We start from the raw sequence: 19165 nt of genomic DNA, 5'->3' as shown, positions 1-19165 counted from the left end.
ATTTCTTCTTAAAAAAGGATGACAAACAATGCTTGAATCGCGCCTATAATTCCGCCGAGAAGCCCCCCCAAATAGGTAATCATTTTAAATTCTTTTTTTGAAATGGACAGCACCATTTCTTCAAGACGCTCCACCGGGAACTGATCCACCTGCTCCTTGACGATTTCCTCAAGATGCAACCGTTTTAAGGCACTTTCAAGGTTGGACGAAATCCCTTCAAGCAATTTGTCTAACAGTGCCGGCAGCATTTGCTGGGTCAGCTCAGATTCATAGCGGACGGTAAGCGTGCCAATCGTATTGTCGAAGAAAGGGGCAGTCGAAAATGCTTGCAGCACTCTTCGTTTCAAACTGAAAATGAGAGCCTTTGCATTCCATTTTTCATCTGCTTCATTAAACGTATACTCCCTCAGCTTGCCCCATTCGTTTTTTAAGAGATCAGAAAGCAATTTATTTGTTTCCTCATTGCGCAAGAATTTCAGCAGCTCCGGCAGCACGCGATCCGCAAGGCTTGAATTGCCAAGAAACATTTGCACCATGCTTCCAAGCATGCCGCGCTCTTTTAAAAAGTCATCAATCATATTGCCAAGACGGATTTTTCCTTCATCACTTTCAAAATAACGGACACTCCGTGACAATATATATCCTGAAATCATCGGAATTTTTTCCTCAAGCTTTTCCTGCACCTCTATAGGCACCAGCTCTTTTAACGATTGATCCCCGTATTGGCGGAAAAGCTCATTCAGCTTATCATCGGTCCAGCTGCTGATCCATGCATCAGCAGCTTTTTCTGGGCGCTTCATCCCGGCTTTTTCAAGCGCTTCTTTTACTGTCACTTCAGAAAGTGACAGCTTTTGAATCAGCTGTTCCCCCACGCGAAGAGCCTGCGTTTTGGCTGCATCAGAGACGAGCCGCTTTTTAATGCCTTCAGGGGTTAAGAGATGATTGACTACCATCAGTCCCATTTGTTTTGCAAGTTCATCTCGCCGTCTTGGAATCAGCCCGGGCGTAAAAGGAACTCGCTTCCCAAACAAATAGTACGCTTTATACGGCCTAAACAGCATTTGAATTGCTAAATGATTGGTCACCGCCCCAATGGCAGCGCCGATCACGATCATAAAAATAAAGGTTCCTGCAATACCCATTCCTATTCATCTTCCTCCATCTGTGCTTCAGCTTTTTTCATATAGATTATGTACCTATACGTATTATAGAGGCTCATGCAATCACTTAGCAAACGAGGAGACAAATTCCTGTTCTTAGAAAATCAGCTTGTTCTTTTGGAATAGGGCAAGGTGGAGAATCGTATTCTGTAAAGTAGAATACCGTCAGCTGCGTTCGTCTTACATGTATTTAGTGTAAAGCTGCGGACACCCGCCGGCAGCTTTTGAATAAAAGGGGGAGTCTCACCATGATAACACTCGGTTTTATGTCCTTATCCCGCCAGCATGAAGCGGATTATTCCGCAGAACTGGCCAAAAGAGCACCCGAATTCGGCATACGTTTCATCCGGTTTACACCATTTGATATTTCACCTGACACTTTGCGTGTCAAAGCATCGGTCTATCATTCGGCCAGCAGCACATGGAACGAAACTGAAATGGCGATTCCAGATTATATTTATGATCGCTGTTTTTACGGCAAGGATTCACATTCCCAAAAAGCAAAACCAATCGTTGAGTGGCTCAAAAAATATCCGAAAACGGAATTTATCGGGCGGGGTCTTCCCGATAAGTGGACCGTCCTTCACGATTTGCAGCAGCACTCTGTAATCAATCCCTATATTCCCGAAACGATAAAGGTGAGCCGCTACGAACAAATTCACTCCTTTTTATCCAAAGAAAAAGCCTGCATCCTTAAACCGGCATTTGGCGCGGGAGGCAGAGGCGTGATTCTTTTGAAGCTGGGCAAGAAAAACATCACTGCTACTTATCACATCGGAAAGGATAAGCAGACAAAAACGTTTTCCAACCAGACTTCTTTTAAAACATGGTGCAAAAAAGTGCTTCAGCATCAATATTTGCTTCAGCCTTACTTAAACATTCAAGATAAGGAACAATACCCTTGTGATATTCGTCTGTTTATGGAAAAAAACGAAGCAGGTGAATGGAATACAGTCGGAAAGGCAGTAAGACGCGGATACAAACACGGGCTGCTGGCCAATTTGTCAGGCGGATCTGATGCGCTGACATTTGACTCCTGGTTTGAAGATATACCGAAAAAACAGCAAGTGGTCTTACTAGATGATGTGTTTTCGATTACCCAATCGGTTCCGTATTATCTTGACGAGCGCTATGGGCCGTTGTTTGAACTCGGTCTTGATATATGTCTTGCTAAGGACGGGAGAATTTGGATTTTAGATATCAATTCCAAACCAGGCAGAAAGTCAATCCTGCGTGTCTCTCCCGAGCAAAAAGAACAGCTGTACACTTGTCCCCTAAAGCGCTGCCAATATCTGTTTTCTGAGCAAAGCCAGAAAGGAGTTCTTCCGCGTGAATCCTAAACGGTTTTTGATCGGCATAGACAAAACCAGTGAAAACACCCTGTTTCTGCCCTCTTCGCTGAAGCAAGACGGACTTTTGCATGCTGCATTCGGAACGAAGGTTGTCAGATGCCACGTTGCTTACAGACGGCATCTGGAACAAACCGTGCTTCTCTCTGAAAATCTGTTTCATGAGCTTTTGCTTCCCCACCGAAGCAGGGCAGATATACTGATTCATGATCATACAGTGCATATCGGGCCGTTAGTCGGCATCTTTACGGCAGGGTTTACTGTATCTCTTGAACGCCCATTTAAGGATCGTTCCCTCTTTTTTTCTAAGCTTGTCACGTTACACGAGCAAGCCGGGGGCTACTGCTTCGTTTTTGGCGCGCACCAAATCAATTGGGAGGAAGGCACGATTGAAGGCCTCCTTTACAGGGAAAACGGCTGGGAGAAAAAAATCGTTCCATTGCCGAACGTCGTTTATGACCGTTTGCCGAACCGAAAAATTGAAGATTCACTTCTCTTGCAACATACAAAAAAGAGGCTGATCGATGAATATCAGATCCCATGGTTTAATAAAACGTTTTTCAATAAATGGAACGTTCATCAATTGCTCGAAAAAGATCCAAGAACGGCACCCTTTTTGCCTAGATCCGAGCTGACACCGTCTGTGGAGCTGATTGATGAGCTCTGTGGCGCATACAAAAAAGTCTATATCAAACCGGCAAATGGAGCACTCGGCACCGGCATTTATCAGCTGACAAGAACAGATGGCGGCCTGACGGTAAAGCATACAAATGACGCCAAAACATTTACTTCGATTGATTATTCCGATGCCGCCTCATTCCTTGCAGAATTTCAAAAACATCACAACCCGTCCGACTTTCTCATTCAGCAAGGTGTTGATCTCATCGAATTTCAAGGCAAACCAGCGGATTTCCGTGTCCATACCAATAAAAACAGAAAAGGAAAATGGACAGTGACAGCAATCGCCGTAAAAATTTCCGGAAAGAACAGCATTACAACACATCTTTCTAACGGCGGCACTGTAAAGACACTTGCGGAAGTATACGATGATCCCGCTGAAAGAGTTGAGGTCATAAAAAAGCTTTCTGCAGCGGCACTGACGGCAAGCCATGTCCTTCATGATCATATCGAGGGGTTTATCGGGGAGATTGGTTTCGATTTTGGCATTGATCAGAACGGTAAAGTATGGATGTTTGAAGCGAATTCGCGCCCGGGCCGAAGCATTTTTTCTCATCCAAATTTGCATCATGTTGATTCTCTTACAAAACGAAGAAGTTTTGAATACGCGTCATATTTATCTGAGAAGGCAATCACATCTCCTGAAGCATTGTGGCCTTCGTAACCTGTCCGCTTTTTTAATAAAGCGGGCTTATCTTTATCCAAAGCTGGGACAAACTGCATATTTAGGCCTCTTCAATGATGTTCTGAAACAATGATACAATGAACATAAGCCGTTTTTATTTAGGTCAATTGATACCAAATGTAAGGAGCGTGGCCGTAATGATTTCTCATTTCAGCTGGAAACCTTTGTTCCCAAAAGAAAAGCTGCCCGGATGGAAAATTTCATTTTATTATAAAGGGACCCATTATGAAGGCATCTATCATAAGAGCGGTGAAATTGAATGGGGAGACTTGTTTCCCGCCCGCGCTGACGAGCCTGCTCTTACAAACGAGATACATGAACTGATGCTTTTTCATATTTATGACTAGCTTAGCCTAAACGGCTAAGCTTTTTTTCTTTCTCAAGATTTACCACACAATTCTCCGCATGAGTTTCCGGCCATTTTAACATAATACTAGTAACAAGCCGGCAAGCATTGGGTTACGCCGAGGGGCAGTGACACCCGAGAAGGGTTCACAGATTGGTGCAACTCCAGTTAACCCAACCATACTAAATAAAAAGGAGATTTTACACATGGCTAACCAAAACTCATCAAATGACTTACTAGTTCCTGGCGCAGCTCAGGCTATCGATCAAATGAAACTTGAAATCGCTTCTGAATTCGGCGTTAACCTTGGAGCGGACACAACTTCTCGCGCTAACGGTTCTGTCGGAGGAGAAATCACAAAACGTTTAGTATCTTTCGCTCAGCAGCAAATGGGCGGCAGAGTTCAATAACAATTCAATATATGGCTATAGAGGGCGCGGTTTCCGCGCTCTCTTTATTTTGTCACCCTTTTTTCCTGCTCCACATATCCTAGAAAAAAAGGGAGGGAATCGGGGTGTCATTCATCACCATTGTGAATTGGGAGCTGGTTCAATTCGTAAGTGTATCCATGATTCATGAATATGTTTCCCATCGTTCTGTTTATTTGTACAGGTATTCTTTCCCGCGCTGTTCAAACTGAGAACATCCTTTTATAATAAAAGGCGAGGAGGTTTTTTGATGAAAATCGCTTTATTAGGAGCCAGCGGCCGCGTCGGACAAGCCTTTTTAACACAAGCTGCAGCAGATGAAAGATTTGATATTTTCGCTCTGATCAGATCTCAACATGCTGATCTTCCCCTTTCAAAAGACAGAACCGTCATGGGGAACGCCCGCCGCTTAGATGATGTGAAAAAAATAATGGAGAATGCTGAAATCGTGATCAGCTGTCTAGGCACAGATGGTGATGATACCTTGTCAACTGCTATGGCACACATTCTCTCCGCTATGGAGGAACAGCACATCAAACGGCTTATTACGATCGGCACCGCAGGGATCCTAGATTCTCGATATGAACCGGGAAAATACCGGTTTGAAACAAATGAATCGAAACGAAAGCAGACCCGCGCAGCCAAGGAGCATGCAAAAGTATACGAAATGCTTAAAGAATCATCATTAGACTGGACAATCATCTGCCCCACTTACCTCCCGGACGGAACAGCAACCGGCGTTTATCGTACGGAGCGTAACGTTTTGCCTGAGGGCGGCACAAGCATTTCGGTCGGCGATACTGCGGACTTTTTATATCGTGAGCTCGTTACAGGTGAGTATGTCGGAAACCGTGTCGGACTGGCTTATTGACTACATAAACCAAAAACCCAAAACACGATTGTTTTGGGTTTTTGAGCGTTATACAATGGAATGTTTCTGTCCCTTTTGCAGTTCATACATTTGATAATATTGGCCTTCTAATGCCATCAGTTCCTCGTGGTTCCCTCTCTCAACAATTTCTCCTTTATCAAGAACCAAAATCTGATCAGCATTTCTGATTGTTGAAAGCCGGTGAGCGATGACGAAGGTGGTGCGTCCTTGTTTGACGACATCAAGCGCCTTCTGGATCACGGCCTCTGTCTCTGTATCAATATGCGCCGTTGCCTCATCTAAAATCAAGATCGCGGGATCAAACGCCAAAGCTCTAGCGAAAGAAATTAACTGCCGCTCTCCAGAGGATAGCGTGCTGCCTTTTTCAATCACGGGCTCATTAATGCCCTTCGGAAGCTTCTTAAGAAGAGGCTCAGCACCGACTTGCCGCAGTGCATTTTTTATTTCTTCTTTAGTCATTCTTTCGTCATCCAGACTTACGTTAGATCCGATTGTGCCCGAGAATAAGTACGGGTCCTGAAGCACAATACCCATATGGGATCTGAGTTCCTGTCTTGACATGTTGTAAATGCTTTTTCCATCAATTAAGACATCACCTTTTTGCGCATCATAAAAACGAAACAGAAGATTCAAAATCGAGCTTTTTCCTGATCCGGTATGGCCGACGAGCGCTACGGTTTCGCCCTTTTGCGCAGTAAAGGAAATATGCTTTAATACCTCTTCACCTTCTTGATACGCAAATGACACATCACGAAATTCAACCCGTCCCAGCGCGCGCTCCTTCGCCGGTTCACCCGCTTCTTCCGTATTCTTTTCTTCAAGCAGTTCAAAAACACGCCCGGCGGAGACCCTTGCAAGCTCCAGCTTTGAAAACTGATTGACGATGCCTGTGATCGGCTGAAATAACCGGTTCAAATAATCGACAAACGCGTACAGTACACCGATAGAAACAATCCCGGCCGCATTCAGGCTCGCACCGCCAAAATGCCAGATCAGACAGACGAACGCAAGATTGCGGATGACATTGACCAAATTATGGGACATTAAGGAGTTTAAATTCAGCATCCTGTTTTGGAAATAAAAATGTGATTCATTTAATTCCTCAAATTCTCTCATTGTTTCCTTTTGATGGCGGAAAGCCTGAATAATGGTCATGCCTTGAATTGACTCATTCATTTTTGCGTTAATGTCACTGTTGATCGAGCGGATTTTTTGGTTGTAATATGACGCATATCTCCGGTATATGACTGACCACAGCCAGATAATCGGCACAATTGCCAGACATACAAACGCAAGCTTCACATCAAGCAGAAACAAAGCCGTGAATATCCCGAACATATAGATTCCGCTTGTCACAAATGTTGAAAGCACTGTGACATATAAATCCCTAATAGCCTCCGTATCATTGGTAATCCGCGCAACGACTTTTCCGGCCGGAAGATTGTCAAAATAGCGAATCGGCATTCTCTGTATGTGCGAAAACACGTCCTGCCTCATCTTTTGAATAATCCGATTGGCGCTCATCTGCAGCAGATAATGCTGTCCGTATTGAAAGAATACCGAAAACACAAGCAAGCCCCCATACAGGCAGATCAGTAACACCATTCCCTTTATTTCCGGCTGATAGAACTGGAAAAGTTCCTGCTTAGTCAGCTTTTCGGCAGCATATGTCCGGCTCTTGTCTCCGTTTGTGATCGTCAGCTTCCCGTCAGAAACCGTTCTATTCCCGTCGAAGCTGACAGCCTGATCAACAAAATAGAACGCCATTCCCACTTGATAAATATGTGCTTCTTTTGCTTTTGAAACAGGCTCCTGCAATCGGTCCTCTCTGACATATGAGACGCCGTGAAACTGAACGGCATTTTTATCTTTTTCCGCAGCTTCATACCATGTTTTCTCAATGCCGAGGATATGGTCGTCTATCATTTTCTTGCCGATAAACGGCCCGGTCAGTTCTGCACCGACGGCGACAGCTAGCAATAGGACGGCCGTGATCAGCAATTTTCGATAAAGGAGTGCGTATCTCCATAACGTTTTTCCTATTTTCATGCCCCTGCTCCCCCTTCTTCGGCCGTGAACAGCTGCTGTCTTTCATATTGTTCCCGATACCACCCATTATTGGCCAGCAGTTCTTGATGCGTGCCTCTCTCAGCAATGACGCCGCCGTCCATCACAAGGATCAGGTCAGCGTGCTCTACCGCGGATAATCGGTGCGTCAAAATAAATGTCGTTTTTCCTTTGCGGTTTTCTCTGATGTTCTTGATAATTGCAGCCTCTGTTTTGGCATCTACAGCGGAAAGTGAATCATCCAGAATCAAGATTTCCGGATTCGCCATGAGTGCTCTCGCAATCGAAATTCTTTGTTTCTGCCCGCCTGACAGTGCCACGCCTTTTTCACCGACCATTGTCTCCAGACCGGACGGAAGCATGTGCAAATCTTTTTCAAAATGTGCTTCGGCAATCGCTTGCTGAACCTCTTTATCAGTTGCATCCTGTTTTCCGTATAAAATATTTTCTTTTACAGTCCGTGAAAACAGTAAATGATCCTGCGGCACATATCCGATCCACCCGCGGAGCCGGTCAAGAGGGATTTGCTGAATCGGTACGCCTGAAAATGTAATGCTCCCTTCACCTGGAGGGTACTGGCGCAAAAGCTGCTTAATAATTGTCGTTTTTCCGCTCCCGGTTTTACCGGCAATCCCGACAGTCTGCCCTTTTCGCACCGTAAATGAAATATCCTGAAGATTGTCACTTGTTGAGCTTGGATATGTAAAGCTGACATGACTGAAAACGATATCTCCAGGCTCTTTAAGATCAGCGGGCTGTTTTGGATCTGTCACATCCGTTTCATAAGAAAGAGTTTCATTTACCCGGTCTAATGACGCATTGCCGCGCTGCATCACGTTAATGAGTTCACCGATTGCAAACATCGGCCAAATCATCATGCCAAGATAAACGTTAAAGGACACTAACTCTCCAAGCGTCAGCTCGTTCCGGAATACAAGAAACGCTCCGTAGCCGAGCCCAATCAGATAGCTTGCGCCGACAAGCAGTTTCACCGTCGGCTCAAACAGTGAATCAATAAAAGCCACTTTCATATTTTTCTGATAAACATCAGCGGTCATTTCATTAAACCGGCGAACATCGTTTGTTTCCTGAACATACGCGCGAATCACCCGCACGCCTGAAACAGATTCCAGCACTCTGTCATTCAGCGCCCCGAACGCGTTTTGGGCCTCAGTAAACCGCTCATGAATTTTACTTCCATATAGACTGATTGCAATCGCCATGACTGGAAGCGGGATAATGGCGGCGAAGGTCAGCTTCCAGCTGATCAAAAACCCCATCGTCAAAAAGATCGTCATCATAAACATCGTAGAATCGACTAACGTCAAGATGCCAAACCCTGTCGTTAAACTGACGGCCTGAAGATCATTTGTCCCTCGTGCCATTAAATCGCCTGTCCGGTTTTTTTCATAAAACGGCGGCGACATAGTCAGCAAATGCCCCATCAGCTTCGTACGAAGAATTTTCTCCATCAGATTCGCTCCGCCAAACAGCTGATGCATCCAAAAATAAGACATGATATACACGGCCGCCGTCAGCACAAAAAAGATACCGATATAAAACAGCAGCCCTTCCGCAGTAAATGCCCCTGCTTTCATATCATCTATGGCGTTCCCCAAGAGCTTAGGCGGAAACATTTCAATGACATTGACTGCTAATAAAAGGACAATCGCAATCGTATAGCGCAGCCAGTACGCCTTAAAAAACCAGCCAAGCTTTTTCAAAACTGAAAACATCTATCCCCATCTCCTTATCAGTCGCCTTCTATTTTTTCCTTGCAGCTTTTTTCATCCAGTTTGGAACGAACAGCCCTCGCCTCTGTATTTGTCTTCACATCCCATACACCTGTCTTTCCTTAGATTTTGTATATAAAAAAGGCATGAAGCGTCAGCTCCATGCCTTTTTTAACCGATATGTTACGCACAGCGCTTTTCAGCGCGCGGTCCGACCTAAAAAACCGTTCACGAAAACAGAACAAAAGGTTTGCCGCGCCAATATGAAACTGTTTGATAAACTCGCAAATTCCTTGGCATAGCAAACCCTCCTTCCATTCTGATTTCATCTTTTTATCATCATATAAACAAAACCTTTTATTGTCAATCATTACTTGAATAGGAAAAGGTTAATTGTGCTCAAATTCGGGTAGTAGTGTTGTAAGACGCTTTGAAAGGGTGAGAAGGATGTTCCATGCTGACCGTATCATTGTTGCGTTTGACGGAAGTGAAAATAGTAAGAAAGCGCTTCTGACAGCCATTGATCTTGCTAAAACCGTAAATGCCGCTATTACCGTCGCCCATTCACATGATATGAAAGACAATCAGACCGTCATAGACCCGCCCAGACCCGCAGCTGAGGCAAGCTATATCAGCGGAGGCATGACAAGTGTTCCTGATCCGCTGATATCGGATGTAACATCACCTGAGACAATGATCTATGAAGACCGTACGGAAGAAGTCATCGCCGAAGCCAGAATGATGCTTAATGAACAGCAGGCAGGTGGAGATATCGATATATTAGAAGGCGATCCGGCTGAATCAATTATCGAGCATGCAAACCGCATTTCTGCCGATATGATCGTAACCGGAAGCAGAGACCAAAACAGGCTGAAAAAGCTAATATTCGGAAGTGTAAGTGAAAAGCTTTCAGCGAAATCGGATATACCCGTCCTGATTGTAAAGTGAGCACGCCCTGTGCTCACTTCTTTTATATTCATAATTGTGAAAAAACATAGATTTTCGTTTTTTTCTGTTATAATGCTTTCGTGCCCAAAAGCACAAAAGCATTAAAGATAAATATGGGGTGTTATTTTGGATTCTCAAAAAAAGTTGACGTTTCCGTTAGCCGTCGGTTTATTTATATTGATGTTATGCATTATTATTTCTTGCTTATTCTTGCTTCATGTAGAACCTCATATCCCGCTGTTTTTAAGTGTTGTCATGCTTTCAGCAGCAGCTTTATGGTTTGGATTTTCCTGGAAGAGTATTGAAAAAGGGATTGTAGACGGGATCAAAAACGGCGTACAGCCGATTATTGTTCTAGCGCTGATCGGCATCTTAATCGGCGCCTGGATGTACAGCGGCGCAATACCGACTGTGACAGTTTATGCCCTATCCTTTATTGAACCAAGCCACCTTCTGTTGACTGCTTTGTTTTCATGTATGATCATCAGCACACTTGTTGGCTCAAGCCTGACAACTGTAAGCACAATCGGGGTAGCGCTGATTGGCGTAGCGAGCGCGGCTGGCGTTCCGCTTGAATGGACAGCAGGCGCAGTCATATGCGGCGCTTGTTTTGGGGATAAAATGTCGCCGATGTCGGACACAACCAACTTTGCAGCTGGAATAGGCGAAATACCGATCTTTGAACACATTCGCCATATGATGGGCACAACCATTCCAGCTTTGCTCATCACTGTCGTTCTGTTTTACTTTCTCGGTTCATCAGTGTCAGCGGACGCTGCTTCAACCGATAATATTCAGCAGGTCATAACCGGAATAAAAGATGCTGCAAACGTGACACCGTGGGCCCTTCTTTCTCCGCTCTTAGTCGTTTTGCTGGCAATGAAACGGGTATCAGTAATCCCCGTTCTGACTGCCGGAATTATTTCCTCGGGAATTTTGACTGCTATTTTTGTACCCGACAGCAGCCTGCAGGCGTTTATGACAGCTTTGCAAAATGGCACAACTTTCGAAACTGACAATGAGGCAGCCGCTAAAATTATCAACAGAGGCGGACTGCAATCCATGATGGGCTCTGTCTCTCTCATTATGATTGCTTTTGCACTCGGCGGATTGATGGAGAAAATCGGATTGATTTCTGCACTATTGGAAGGCGTCATGAAAGGCATCCGCTCAAAAGGCCGTCTTGTTGCAGCAACTGTCTGCTCAAGCATCGGCGTCAACTTGGCAACCGGCGAACAGTATTTATCGATATTAATACCGGGACAATCATTTAAATCCTTATATGACAAACAAAACATCCAGCGAAAATTTCTGACAAGATCATTAGAGGACGGCGGAACATTAATTAACCCATTGATTCCTTGGGGCGTCAGCGGCGCATTTATGGCGAGCGCACTTGGTGTTCCAGTCATAGACTACATCCCGTTTACGTTCTTCCTCTATATATCGCCGATGATCTCCATTTTGATTGGATTTGTTAAAAAATAAAAAGAGCTCCGCTGTATAAAGCGGGCTCTTTTCTTCGTTCATTTATGAAATGCTAGCAGCCTGTTGAATGCTTTCTTGAAAAGCAGCCTGAAGCTGTTTGGTCACCGGTCCGGGTTTCCCGCTTCCGACCGATTGTCCATCGAGCGTCACGACCGGAATAATTTCTGCCGTCGTTGACGAAATAAAGATCTCTTCCGCCTGTTTCAACTCTTCTTCACTGACAGGAGTCTCATCCAGTTTGATCCCATTCTTTTCAATCAGTCCTAAAATATTCATCCGTGTAATTCCATTGAGAATGAGCCGGTTAGCCGGATGTGTTCGCACCGTGCCGTTGATAACGGCATAAACGTTAGAGGATGTACCCTCCGTAACAACGCCGTCCCTAAGTAAAATGGCTTCAAATGCTCCCGCTTCATAGGCCTTTTGCTTCGTCATGACATTATACAGTAAATTCAGACTTTTGATATCACATCTTAGCCAGCGAAGATCCTCATCTGTAATGGCCGCCACTCCGTATGCCTGCTCTTGCTCCGGTTTTTTCACCGTAAACGTATAAGCAGTAGTCTGCGGCTCGAGGCCGGCTTCATACTGGTGTTTTCGCGGGGCCACACCTCTTGTTGTCTGAATGTATACCGCTCCCTCACTGACCGCATTTTCCTGTACAAGCTTTTGCAGGTCCCACTCGAGATCTTCTATACTGAATGGCAGTGAAATTCCGATTTCAGCAGCACTTCTGAAAAAACGCTCTGCATGCTCACGTAAGCCGAACAATACTCCTTTGTACACCCTGATCACTTCATAGATGCCGTCACCAAACTGATAACCGCGATCTTCCAAATCGATTGATGCTTCACTGCGCCCAATCAGCTGGCCATTGACTAATACCTTCATAAAAGCCCTCCCTTTTCGAGATGTCCCTGATGTCATTCAAGCTGTCATTGTCACTAATTCTATCATATTGGACATGCTGAAAAACAGAAAGATCAAGAGATCTATAGCGGAAAGGAGTTTATTTTTTCCTTAAAATCTGACATTTCGACAAATTTTCTATGTGCTTTCCAGTTTTATTCCTGTATACTTGACTGGTAATACATAGGTTGTAAACATAAGGCATCTTCATAAGCTGCCTGCTGTACAGCATTATGTAGAGATTTTATGCCAATGGAGAGATTGTTATGCGACAAACGAGAGGAGAGGCTTCTCCTTCTGCAGTTTCGCTTGCTTTTAAATTTGCAAGTTTAGCAGTTTTATGTGTGCTGCTTTTGCTTATGGTGATTTTGGGTTATTCCAACAGTTCAACGAAAACAAAGGAAGTCACTGTCACAACAAACGGCCAGCTTCGAGATGAGAAAGAAAGCCTTAAGCTGAAAAACGACTCCCCCGATCTGCTGATAAAACATCTGCAGAAAAAGCAGAACATGGGAGATAAAACAGTTTACTTAACCTTCGACGACGGCCCTTCAGCCGTTACAACCCGCTTGCTCGACGTACTGAAAAGCGCTGATGTAAAAGCGACGTTTTTTATGCTGTCACCGCGGATGAACGAATTCAAGCAGGCTGTGAAAAGAGCAGAAAAGGAAGGCCACGCACTCGGTTTACATGGCGTTACCCACAATAACAGATTGTTCTATCAATCACCGACATCTCCGTTAAAAGAAATGCAGGAGGCGCGTGACACGCTGCAGGACATTACAGGATATAAAACCGATCTTGTCAGAACGCCATACGGAAGCAAGCCGTCACTAACCGCCTCACAAATTCGCAATCTGGAGAAAGATGGGTTTGTGTACTGGGATTGGACGATCGACAGCATGGACTGGAAATACCGGAATTCACAGTATGTGACCGCCGTATTACAGCAGCTTGAGAATATGGAACACAGCTCTTCAAGCCGCCCAAATGTAATTCTCATGCATGATCTTCCTGCTACTGTAAATGCGCTGCCGGTACTAATCAATAAATTAAAAGAAAAAGGCTATTCCTTCGGAGTGTTAGAGGACACAATGGTTCCTGTTCATGAATAAAAAAGTGAGGCGCATAAAGCGGCTCACTTTTTTATGCCCAAACTTCGGGCAAACTCGCCGATTTTTTGATGGATGACCATGTCAAACAAGCTGTCGCAATACGTTGGTTCAAGGTTTATGATGACTTTCTTCATGCCGGGAATCAGGCTTGCATCCTCAGGCACAAATCTAGCCGGAGCCACTTCGAGAGACGTGCCGATAACCAATAAAAGATCTGCTTGATCCAGCTTTTCATAAAGGGTGTCAAAGTGCATGACGGCGTCGCCAAAGAGAACAACATCGGTTTTTAATACCGTTCCGCAAATGTCCCCATTGTTTCCGGCCGCCGTGCACTCCGGCACCTCCCGCTCCAGCAAATGGGGAAGATCATATCGGGCGCCGCATGCCGGACAAGCTGCTGTCTGGATAGAACCATGCAGTTCGTATACATGCCTGTTCCCCGCTTTTTTATGAAGACCGTCAATGTTTTGCGTAAAAATATCGACCTGCTTCCCTTGCTTCTCCAGCTCAGCTAAAAGCAAGTGTCCTTCATTCGGTTCAAAGCTGCCGCTCATTTTCATCTGGAACAATTCTTTGAATTTGGGCCAAAACAGACGCGGATGACTTGAGAAATAATCAAGGCTCATCGCTTCCATTCTTGAGGCATCTTCCGTCCAAATGCCCCCTGCTGAACGAAAGTCTGGAATCCCTGATTCTGTGCTCATTCCCGCTCCTGTCAGCACAACAATTCTCTGTGCTTCATGTAGAATACTTTTGAATGCTTCCAACTCAACACCGCCTTTTTCTCTTATTTTACCATGAAAAAGACTCCGCCTCTGTCAGACGAAGTCTCTCTTTTAAGCCCGTTCCTTTTCCTCTTTATTTAGATTCACATGGAATGGGTCGCTTTCGTGCTTTTGCTTGACAACAACCATTTGGCCGGGATATGCAAACTGGACACCTTCTGCACCTAAAATCTCAATAATTTTATAGTTGATATCCTCTCTAATATTAAGGTTTTCAGCCCAAACCGTCGTTTTTGTATAGAAGTTAAAAAATAAATTGTAGTAGCTGTCGGCAAACGTATCAAAGTTGACCATGATTGTTTCATTATCAACGCCCTCATGCTCTAAGAGCATTGTTCTGAGAGAATGAATGGAGCGTTCAAGGTTCTCAATCGGCGTAGCGTAGGACACATGGATGGAAAACGTAATCTGGCGTTTGGTCATTCTTGTCCAGTTCGTGATCGCTTCCATCGACAGCGTAGAGTTCGGCACCGTTACAAGCGCCCCCTGTGCTGTTCTGAATCTCGTGCTCCTAAAGGTAATATCCTCGACTGATCCTGTTACTGTCGACGTCTCCACCCAGTCACCAATTGTAAACGGCTTTTCAGTAATAATAATAATACCGCCGAAGAAGTTGCTGATGGTATCCTTCGCGGCAAGCGCAAAAGCGAGTCCGCCAAGACCAAGGCCCGCTACAAATCCGTTGACATCATAATTGAATTCCTGAGCGATCACACTGACACTGAGCGCAATGATCACAAAACGGAGCAATTTAGATAAAAACGGGGCCAGAATGTCATCCATGTCAAGCTCGAAGCGCTGATTCACCTTATGGAAGATAAACGACGATGTTGCGGTCAAATTACAAAGACCCCAACACAAGAGCGCCACAATCAGTGAGCGGTATATTTTGCTGATGACCGGCATTTGCTCATCTAAAAACGGTGAATACCGGATCGCTAAAAACAGCCCAAGGGCAACAAAAAACCATCTGGCCGGCTTATCAAACGCCAGAACCACCTGTTTAAAAATTTCTGTTTTCGGCCGGTTTGTCAAATTAAAAAGCAGGTTAAAGAAATATCTTGTGAATAATTTTCTAAGTATAAGAAACACTAGCAAAATCGCCAAGCTGATGCCGATTTGAATGATGTTATCAAGCGTAAAATACTGCTGCAGATAATCCGGCATGACTGTCTCCCCTCTATCCCAATCAATTGTTTATTATACTAAAATATTCGTAAAGATGTTCATTTAAATGTCTTTTGCAGCACAAAACCCCGGCGAAACGCCGGGGTCATTTCTCAATTCATCTATCAGCCAGATTCAATAGGGACAGTCACTTACCTTTTTTCGTTTGTGTCTGATCAAGGAGAGTTGCTTTTTGCATTTCAGCATCCGTTTCGGCTTTAATTCTTTCCTCCACTCTGATTCTCCCTTTTCCCATGATCTCGCCTCCTTTTTTGCTATTATAAAGGATCATATTTTGTTGTGAACATGTCGAAAGACCTAATTTTCTGACGAAATGTGTTCTGATACGCTGAGTGTCTTTTTTTAGTTATACGCATTCCTCAGCCCGGACCATTCCGATATGGCAGAAAAAATTCACCAGTTTGTATCGCGGTGCATATATGGATTTGATACAATAACAGAAATGCCCATACGAGGAGCTGACTTAGCTTGTACATCATTGCCCATCGCGGAGCATCCGGCTACGCTCCGGAAAATACGATTGCCGCATTTGACCTTGCGGTGAAAATGAATGCAGATATGATCGAACTGGATGTCCAGCTTACAAAAGACAGGCAGATTGTTGTGATACACGATGACAGGGTTGACCGAACAACAAACGGATCAGGCTTTGTTAAGGATTTTACCTTGGAGGAATTGCAAAAACTCGATGCAGGAAGCTGGTACGGCCCCGCTTTTCAAGGAGAGCGTATTCCGACCCTGGAAGCGGTGCTCAAGCGCTACCACAAAAAAATCGGCCTTTTAATTGAACTAAAAGGCCATCCGTCTCAAGTCGGAATTGAAGAAGAGGTGGGACAGCTATTAGGGCAATTTTCTTTTTCTATCAATAATATTGTTCAATCCTTTCAGTTCCGCTCCGTCCAAAGGTTCCGCGAGCTTTATCCTTCGATTCCGACAGCGGTCATTACAAGGCCCAACTTTGGCATGCTGTCCAGAAATCAGATGAAGGCCTTCCGCTCTTTTGCAAACTATGTCAATATAAAATACACACGGCTCAACCGTCTGATGATCGGCTCCGTCCATAAAAATGGCTTAAACATATTTGCATGGACTGTCAACAATCAAAAGACAGCGGCAAAATTACAAGCCATGGGCGTGGACGGCATCGTTACAGATTACCCGAATTTCATCATAAAGGATGGCAAACATGAAAATATATAGCGCGGTTTTTATCGGAGGCGCGCTTGGCGCCTGCCTCCGATACGGATTAAACTTATGGATACACACCGGTCAGTTCCCGGCGGCAACCTGGCTGGAAAATGCGGCAGGCAGCCTTCTATTAGGCATTTTGACCGGATTTTTTATGATCGGTGCAAAACGGCCTCTGCTGTCGGCTTTTTTAGGCACCGGCTTTTGCGGAGGCTTCACAACAATGTCCACGTTTTCTAAGGAAACGGTGATGCTTTTGCAAGGACAACCCTCATTGGCTCTTTTATATGTGGCAGCCTCATTGATATCAGGGATCATATTTGCACTGATTGGTGTTTTTGCGGGACGGCGCATAGCAGGCATTCAGCAAAGAAAGGGGCTGCAGGAAAGATGACACTAGCGGGTATTTTCATAGGGGGCGGACTTGGCGCAATGCTTCGGTTCTGGCTTGGCAATGTCATAACCGCCAAAACCAAAGGTCTGAGCCTGCCCATTGGCATACTGACAGTCAATATTCTCGGAGCTCTCGGGCTCGGAATATTTACAGGACTTCACGTTGCAAATGCTTCGGTCTCGCTTATCATCGGCACGGGGTTTTTTGGCGCCTTTACGACCTTTTCCACCTTCAGCGTTGAAAGTATTCAACTCCTTATGGCCAAACGTGTAATAGAAAGCATCTTGTACATCGCCCTGACACTTTGCGGGTCGCTTTTGGCATTTTGGTGCGGCTGGACAATCACAATATAAAAAAACCTTGAGCTTATTTCTCGCTCAAGGTTGCACTGTTCAGCATCACAGGCTCAGGCAGCGGCAGCTTGTGGTGCGCCATAATCCCGGTTGTGTTGCCGGCTTCTTCTTTTATATCGATTTGCTTGATTAATCGGCCGTCCATCTTCAGCACCTTTATCGTATATGAACCGATGCGAATGGATTCACCAGCCTCAATATCGATGTTTTCTTTTAATATCAGCCCGCCGATCGTATCGACGTCTTCTTGAATCGATGCGCCAAGAAGGCTGTTCACCTGATCGATCCGAACCTTTCCATCCATCACATAATGGCCGTCGCCAAGCTTTTGGATCAGCGGCTGTTCATCTTCATCAAATTCATCTCTGATCTCTCCGACAATTTCCTCAAGAATATCCTCTGTCGTCACAAGTCCCGAGGTTCCTCCGTATTCATCCGACAATATAGCCATATGAATGCGCTCGCGCTGCATTTTAATCAGCAAGTCATGAACCGGGATCGTTTCAATCACTTCGATGACCGGCCTCACATACGGATGGATCGTCATCTTCATTCGTTCTTCTTCTGTCATAAACAGCAAATCAGAAAACAAATGCTTCGTATTGACCAAACCGATCACACTGTCTTTGTCTCCATCTGTGACTGGCCAGCGCGTGTATTTTTCCTTCAGCATGACTTCAAGCATCTCGGCCATCGTCATCTCAGTTGACACAGCAGCCATTTCCTTCCGCGGTATCATAATTTCTTTGGCGATCCGATTATCAAATTCAAAAATCTTATTCACATATTTATATTCAGACGGATTAATCTCTCCGTTTTTTAAACTCTCAGATAACAGCATCCTGAGTTCTTCCTCAGAATGGGAACCATCATGTTCTGACGCAGGCTTCAAACCGAACATCCCGCATAAAAACCGCGCCGATCCATTGAGGATCCAAATAAACGGAAACAGGAGCAAATAGAATAAACGCAAAGGGCCCGCTATCAGTAAAGTCAGCTGTTCTGCCTTTTGAATCGCGACCGTTTTCGGGGCCAGTTCACCTACAACAACGTGCAGGAACGTGATCAAGCCGTACGCGACTGCAAAAGAGGCTGCATGTGAAACCGAGTCTGGCAAGCCGAGCGGTTCAAACAGTGGATGCAGCAGCCGTTCAAAGGCCGGTTCACCCAGTACGCCAAGTCCAATTGATGTCAATGTAATGCCCAGCTGGGATGCGGATAAATATTCATCCAAATCTGTAATGACACGCCTTGCGAGTATCGCCCGTTTGTTTCCTTCTGTGATAAGCTGATCTATTCTGGATCTCCTTACTCTAACAATCGCAAACTCGCTTGCAACGAAAAACGCGGTTAAAGCAATGAGCACGCCAATTAAAATCAGACTGTCAATATCGTCCATTTAACCCTATCCTCTCAACAAAGGATAAGGAGTCACCTCCTGATATAATCATTTTTCCTT

21 protein-coding genes are annotated in these 19165 nt (G+C 44.9%); 12 read left to right on the top strand and 9 right to left on the bottom strand.

From position 1 onward, the window contains the following. Window positions 1–8: 8 nt before the first annotated feature. On the bottom strand, window positions 9–1142 hold the full coding sequence (locus tag MKY10_RS05255) for a DUF445 domain-containing protein (protein WP_015252451.1): 1134 nt from the start codon (window positions 1140–1142) through the stop codon (window positions 9–11). 266 nt (window positions 1143–1408) lie between these two features. Here MKY10_RS05255 and spaC point away from each other — a divergent pair, with 266 nt between their 5' ends. From spaC to MKY10_RS05225, 6 genes are all read left to right on the top strand, one after another. Next, window positions 1409–2500 carry a spore coat associated protein SpaC gene (gene spaC, locus MKY10_RS05250; RefSeq protein ID WP_003245845.1) on the top strand — a complete coding sequence of 364 codons (1092 nt, stop codon included), beginning with the start codon at window positions 1409–1411 and terminating at the stop codon, window positions 2498–2500. Then, window positions 2490–3851: a spore coat associated protein YheD gene (gene yheD / locus MKY10_RS05245; RefSeq protein WP_003245015.1), complete on the top strand. Its 1362-nt coding sequence runs from the start codon at window positions 2490–2492 to the stop codon at window positions 3849–3851. Before spaC ends, yheD begins: the two co-directional genes overlap by 11 nt. A gap of 149 nt (window positions 3852–4000) precedes the next feature. Further along, window positions 4001–4219: a YheE family protein gene (locus MKY10_RS05240; RefSeq protein ID WP_010886462.1), complete on the top strand. Its 219-nt coding sequence runs from the start codon at window positions 4001–4003 to the stop codon at window positions 4217–4219. Window positions 4220–4424: 205 nt separating this feature from the next. Continuing rightward, complete coding sequence (gene sspB / locus MKY10_RS05235; RefSeq protein ID WP_003233287.1) at window positions 4425–4628, top strand: beta type acid-soluble spore protein SspB; 204 nt, start codon at window positions 4425–4427, stop codon at window positions 4626–4628. Between the two features lie 104 nt (window positions 4629–4732). After that, complete coding sequence (locus MKY10_RS05230) at window positions 4733–4858, top strand: hypothetical protein (RefSeq protein ID WP_003245136.1); 126 nt, start codon at window positions 4733–4735, stop codon at window positions 4856–4858. Between the two features lie 38 nt (window positions 4859–4896). Continuing rightward, complete coding sequence (locus MKY10_RS05225) at window positions 4897–5517, top strand: SDR family oxidoreductase (RefSeq protein WP_048654853.1); 621 nt, start codon at window positions 4897–4899, stop codon at window positions 5515–5517. A 48-nt stretch (window positions 5518–5565) separates the two neighbouring features. Here MKY10_RS05225 and bmrD read toward each other — a convergent pair whose 3' ends face one another. The 3 genes from bmrD to MKY10_RS05210 form a co-directional block, all read right to left on the bottom strand. Then, window positions 5566–7587, bottom strand: coding sequence for a multidrug resistance ABC transporter ATP-binding protein/permease BmrD (gene bmrD / locus MKY10_RS05220; protein WP_048654852.1), 2022 nt, complete (start codon window positions 7585–7587; stop codon window positions 5566–5568). Next, window positions 7584–9341, bottom strand: a complete 1758-nt coding sequence (gene bmrC, locus MKY10_RS05215; protein ID WP_003245157.1) for a multidrug ABC transporter ATP-binding protein BmrC — start codon at window positions 9339–9341, stop codon at window positions 7584–7586. Before bmrC ends, bmrD begins: the two co-directional genes overlap by 4 nt. Window positions 9342–9460: 119 nt before the next feature. Next, window positions 9461–9643: a hypothetical protein gene (locus MKY10_RS05210; RefSeq protein WP_041335668.1), complete on the bottom strand. Its 183-nt coding sequence runs from the start codon at window positions 9641–9643 to the stop codon at window positions 9461–9463. 142 nt (window positions 9644–9785) lie between these two features. Between MKY10_RS05210 and MKY10_RS05205 the strand changes: the two genes are divergently transcribed. After that, window positions 9786–10286, top strand: coding sequence for a universal stress protein (locus tag MKY10_RS05205; RefSeq protein ID WP_048654850.1), 501 nt, complete (start codon window positions 9786–9788; stop codon window positions 10284–10286). A gap of 126 nt (window positions 10287–10412) precedes the next feature. Then, window positions 10413–11774, top strand: a complete 1362-nt coding sequence (gene nhaC / locus MKY10_RS05200; protein ID WP_046380889.1) for a Na+/H+ antiporter NhaC — start codon at window positions 10413–10415, stop codon at window positions 11772–11774. A 42-nt stretch (window positions 11775–11816) separates the two neighbouring features. On the opposite strand, the gene dat is transcribed toward nhaC, so the two are convergent. Next, entirely contained in the window at window positions 11817–12665 is an 849-nt protein-coding gene (gene dat / locus MKY10_RS05195; protein WP_046380888.1) for a D-amino-acid transaminase, read from the bottom strand. Between the two features lie 284 nt (window positions 12666–12949). Between dat and MKY10_RS05190 the strand changes: the two genes are divergently transcribed. After that, window positions 12950–13798: a polysaccharide deacetylase family protein gene (locus tag MKY10_RS05190; protein ID WP_046380887.1), complete on the top strand. Its 849-nt coding sequence runs from the start codon at window positions 12950–12952 to the stop codon at window positions 13796–13798. Between the two features lie 23 nt (window positions 13799–13821). Here MKY10_RS05190 and srtN read toward each other — a convergent pair whose 3' ends face one another. The 3 genes from srtN to MKY10_RS05175 all read right to left on the bottom strand — a co-directional run bounded on the left by srtN (window position 13822) and on the right by MKY10_RS05175 (window position 16006). Further along, window positions 13822–14565, bottom strand: coding sequence for a sirtuin NAD-dependent deacetylase (srtN, locus tag MKY10_RS05185; RefSeq protein ID WP_046380886.1), 744 nt, complete (start codon window positions 14563–14565; stop codon window positions 13822–13824). A gap of 69 nt (window positions 14566–14634) precedes the next feature. Next, a complete protein-coding gene (mscY, locus tag MKY10_RS05180; protein WP_046380885.1) occupies window positions 14635–15750 on the bottom strand; it encodes a small-conductance mechanosensitive channel protein MscY in 1116 nt (371 codons plus the stop codon). 148 nt (window positions 15751–15898) lie between these two features. Then, a complete protein-coding gene (locus MKY10_RS05175) occupies window positions 15899–16006 on the bottom strand; it encodes a YhdX family protein (RefSeq protein ID WP_009966908.1) in 108 nt (35 codons plus the stop codon). A 233-nt stretch (window positions 16007–16239) separates the two neighbouring features. Between MKY10_RS05175 and MKY10_RS05170 the strand changes: the two genes are divergently transcribed. The 3 genes from MKY10_RS05170 to crcB are packed head-to-tail and all read left to right on the top strand — an operon-like array spanning window position 16240 to window position 17706. Further along, complete coding sequence (locus MKY10_RS05170; RefSeq protein ID WP_061891222.1) at window positions 16240–16971, top strand: glycerophosphodiester phosphodiesterase family protein; 732 nt, start codon at window positions 16240–16242, stop codon at window positions 16969–16971. Beyond that, the gene (locus tag MKY10_RS05165) at window positions 16958–17353 is read left to right on the top strand and encodes a CrcB family protein (RefSeq protein WP_014479308.1); all 396 of its coding nucleotides are present in this window, start codon (window positions 16958–16960) and stop codon (window positions 17351–17353) included. Before MKY10_RS05170 ends, MKY10_RS05165 begins: the two co-directional genes overlap by 14 nt. Then, window positions 17350–17706, top strand: a complete 357-nt coding sequence (crcB, locus tag MKY10_RS05160) for a fluoride efflux transporter CrcB (RefSeq protein WP_003233320.1) — start codon at window positions 17350–17352, stop codon at window positions 17704–17706. The genes MKY10_RS05165 and crcB overlap by 4 nt, the downstream gene beginning before the upstream one ends. 13 nt (window positions 17707–17719) lie before the next feature. Here the strand turns inward: crcB and MKY10_RS05155 are convergent, their stop codons facing one another. Further along, the gene (locus tag MKY10_RS05155) at window positions 17720–19105 is read right to left on the bottom strand and encodes a hemolysin family protein (RefSeq protein ID WP_061891223.1); all 1386 of its coding nucleotides are present in this window, start codon (window positions 19103–19105) and stop codon (window positions 17720–17722) included. Window positions 19106–19165 lie beyond the last annotated feature (60 nt).

Source organism: Bacillus sp. FSL P4-0290, from assembly GCF_037975435.1.
GTDB lineage: Bacteria > Bacillota > Bacilli > Bacillales > Bacillaceae > Bacillus > Bacillus subtilis.
This window is presented reverse-complemented; position numbering and strand designations above follow the sequence as displayed.

Excerpts from the sequence above, each read along its gene's own strand:
- MKY10_RS05255 (WP_015252451.1), bottom strand. The coding sequence starts at position 1,142 with ATGGGTATTGCAGGAACCTTTATTTTTATGATCGTGATCGGCGCTGCC.
- spaC (WP_003245845.1), top strand. The coding sequence starts at position 1,409 with ATGATAACACTCGGTTTTATGTCCTTATCCCGCCAGCATGAAGCGGAT.
- sspB (WP_003233287.1), top strand. The coding sequence starts at position 4,425 with ATGGCTAACCAAAACTCATCAAATGACTTACTAGTTCCTGGCGCAGCT.
- MKY10_RS05225 (WP_048654853.1), top strand. The coding sequence starts at position 4,897 with ATGAAAATCGCTTTATTAGGAGCCAGCGGCCGCGTCGGACAAGCCTTT.
- bmrD (WP_048654852.1), bottom strand. The coding sequence starts at position 7,587 with ATGAAAATAGGAAAAACGTTATGGAGATACGCACTCCTTTATCGAAAA.
- bmrC (WP_003245157.1), bottom strand. The coding sequence starts at position 9,341 with ATGTTTTCAGTTTTGAAAAAGCTTGGCTGGTTTTTTAAGGCGTACTGG.
- MKY10_RS05205 (WP_048654850.1), top strand. The coding sequence starts at position 9,786 with ATGTTCCATGCTGACCGTATCATTGTTGCGTTTGACGGAAGTGAAAAT.
- dat (WP_046380888.1), bottom strand. The coding sequence starts at position 12,665 with ATGAAGGTATTAGTCAATGGCCAGCTGATTGGGCGCAGTGAAGCATCA.
- MKY10_RS05190 (WP_046380887.1), top strand. The coding sequence starts at position 12,950 with ATGCGACAAACGAGAGGAGAGGCTTCTCCTTCTGCAGTTTCGCTTGCT.
- mscY (WP_046380885.1), bottom strand. The coding sequence starts at position 15,750 with ATGCCGGATTATCTGCAGCAGTATTTTACGCTTGATAACATCATTCAA.
- MKY10_RS05175 (WP_009966908.1), bottom strand. The coding sequence starts at position 16,006 with ATGGGAAAAGGGAGAATCAGAGTGGAGGAAAGAATTAAAGCCGAAACG.
- MKY10_RS05165 (WP_014479308.1), top strand. The coding sequence starts at position 16,958 with ATGAAAATATATAGCGCGGTTTTTATCGGAGGCGCGCTTGGCGCCTGC.
- crcB (WP_003233320.1), top strand. The coding sequence starts at position 17,350 with ATGACACTAGCGGGTATTTTCATAGGGGGCGGACTTGGCGCAATGCTT.
- MKY10_RS05155 (WP_061891223.1), bottom strand. The coding sequence starts at position 19,105 with ATGGACGATATTGACAGTCTGATTTTAATTGGCGTGCTCATTGCTTTA.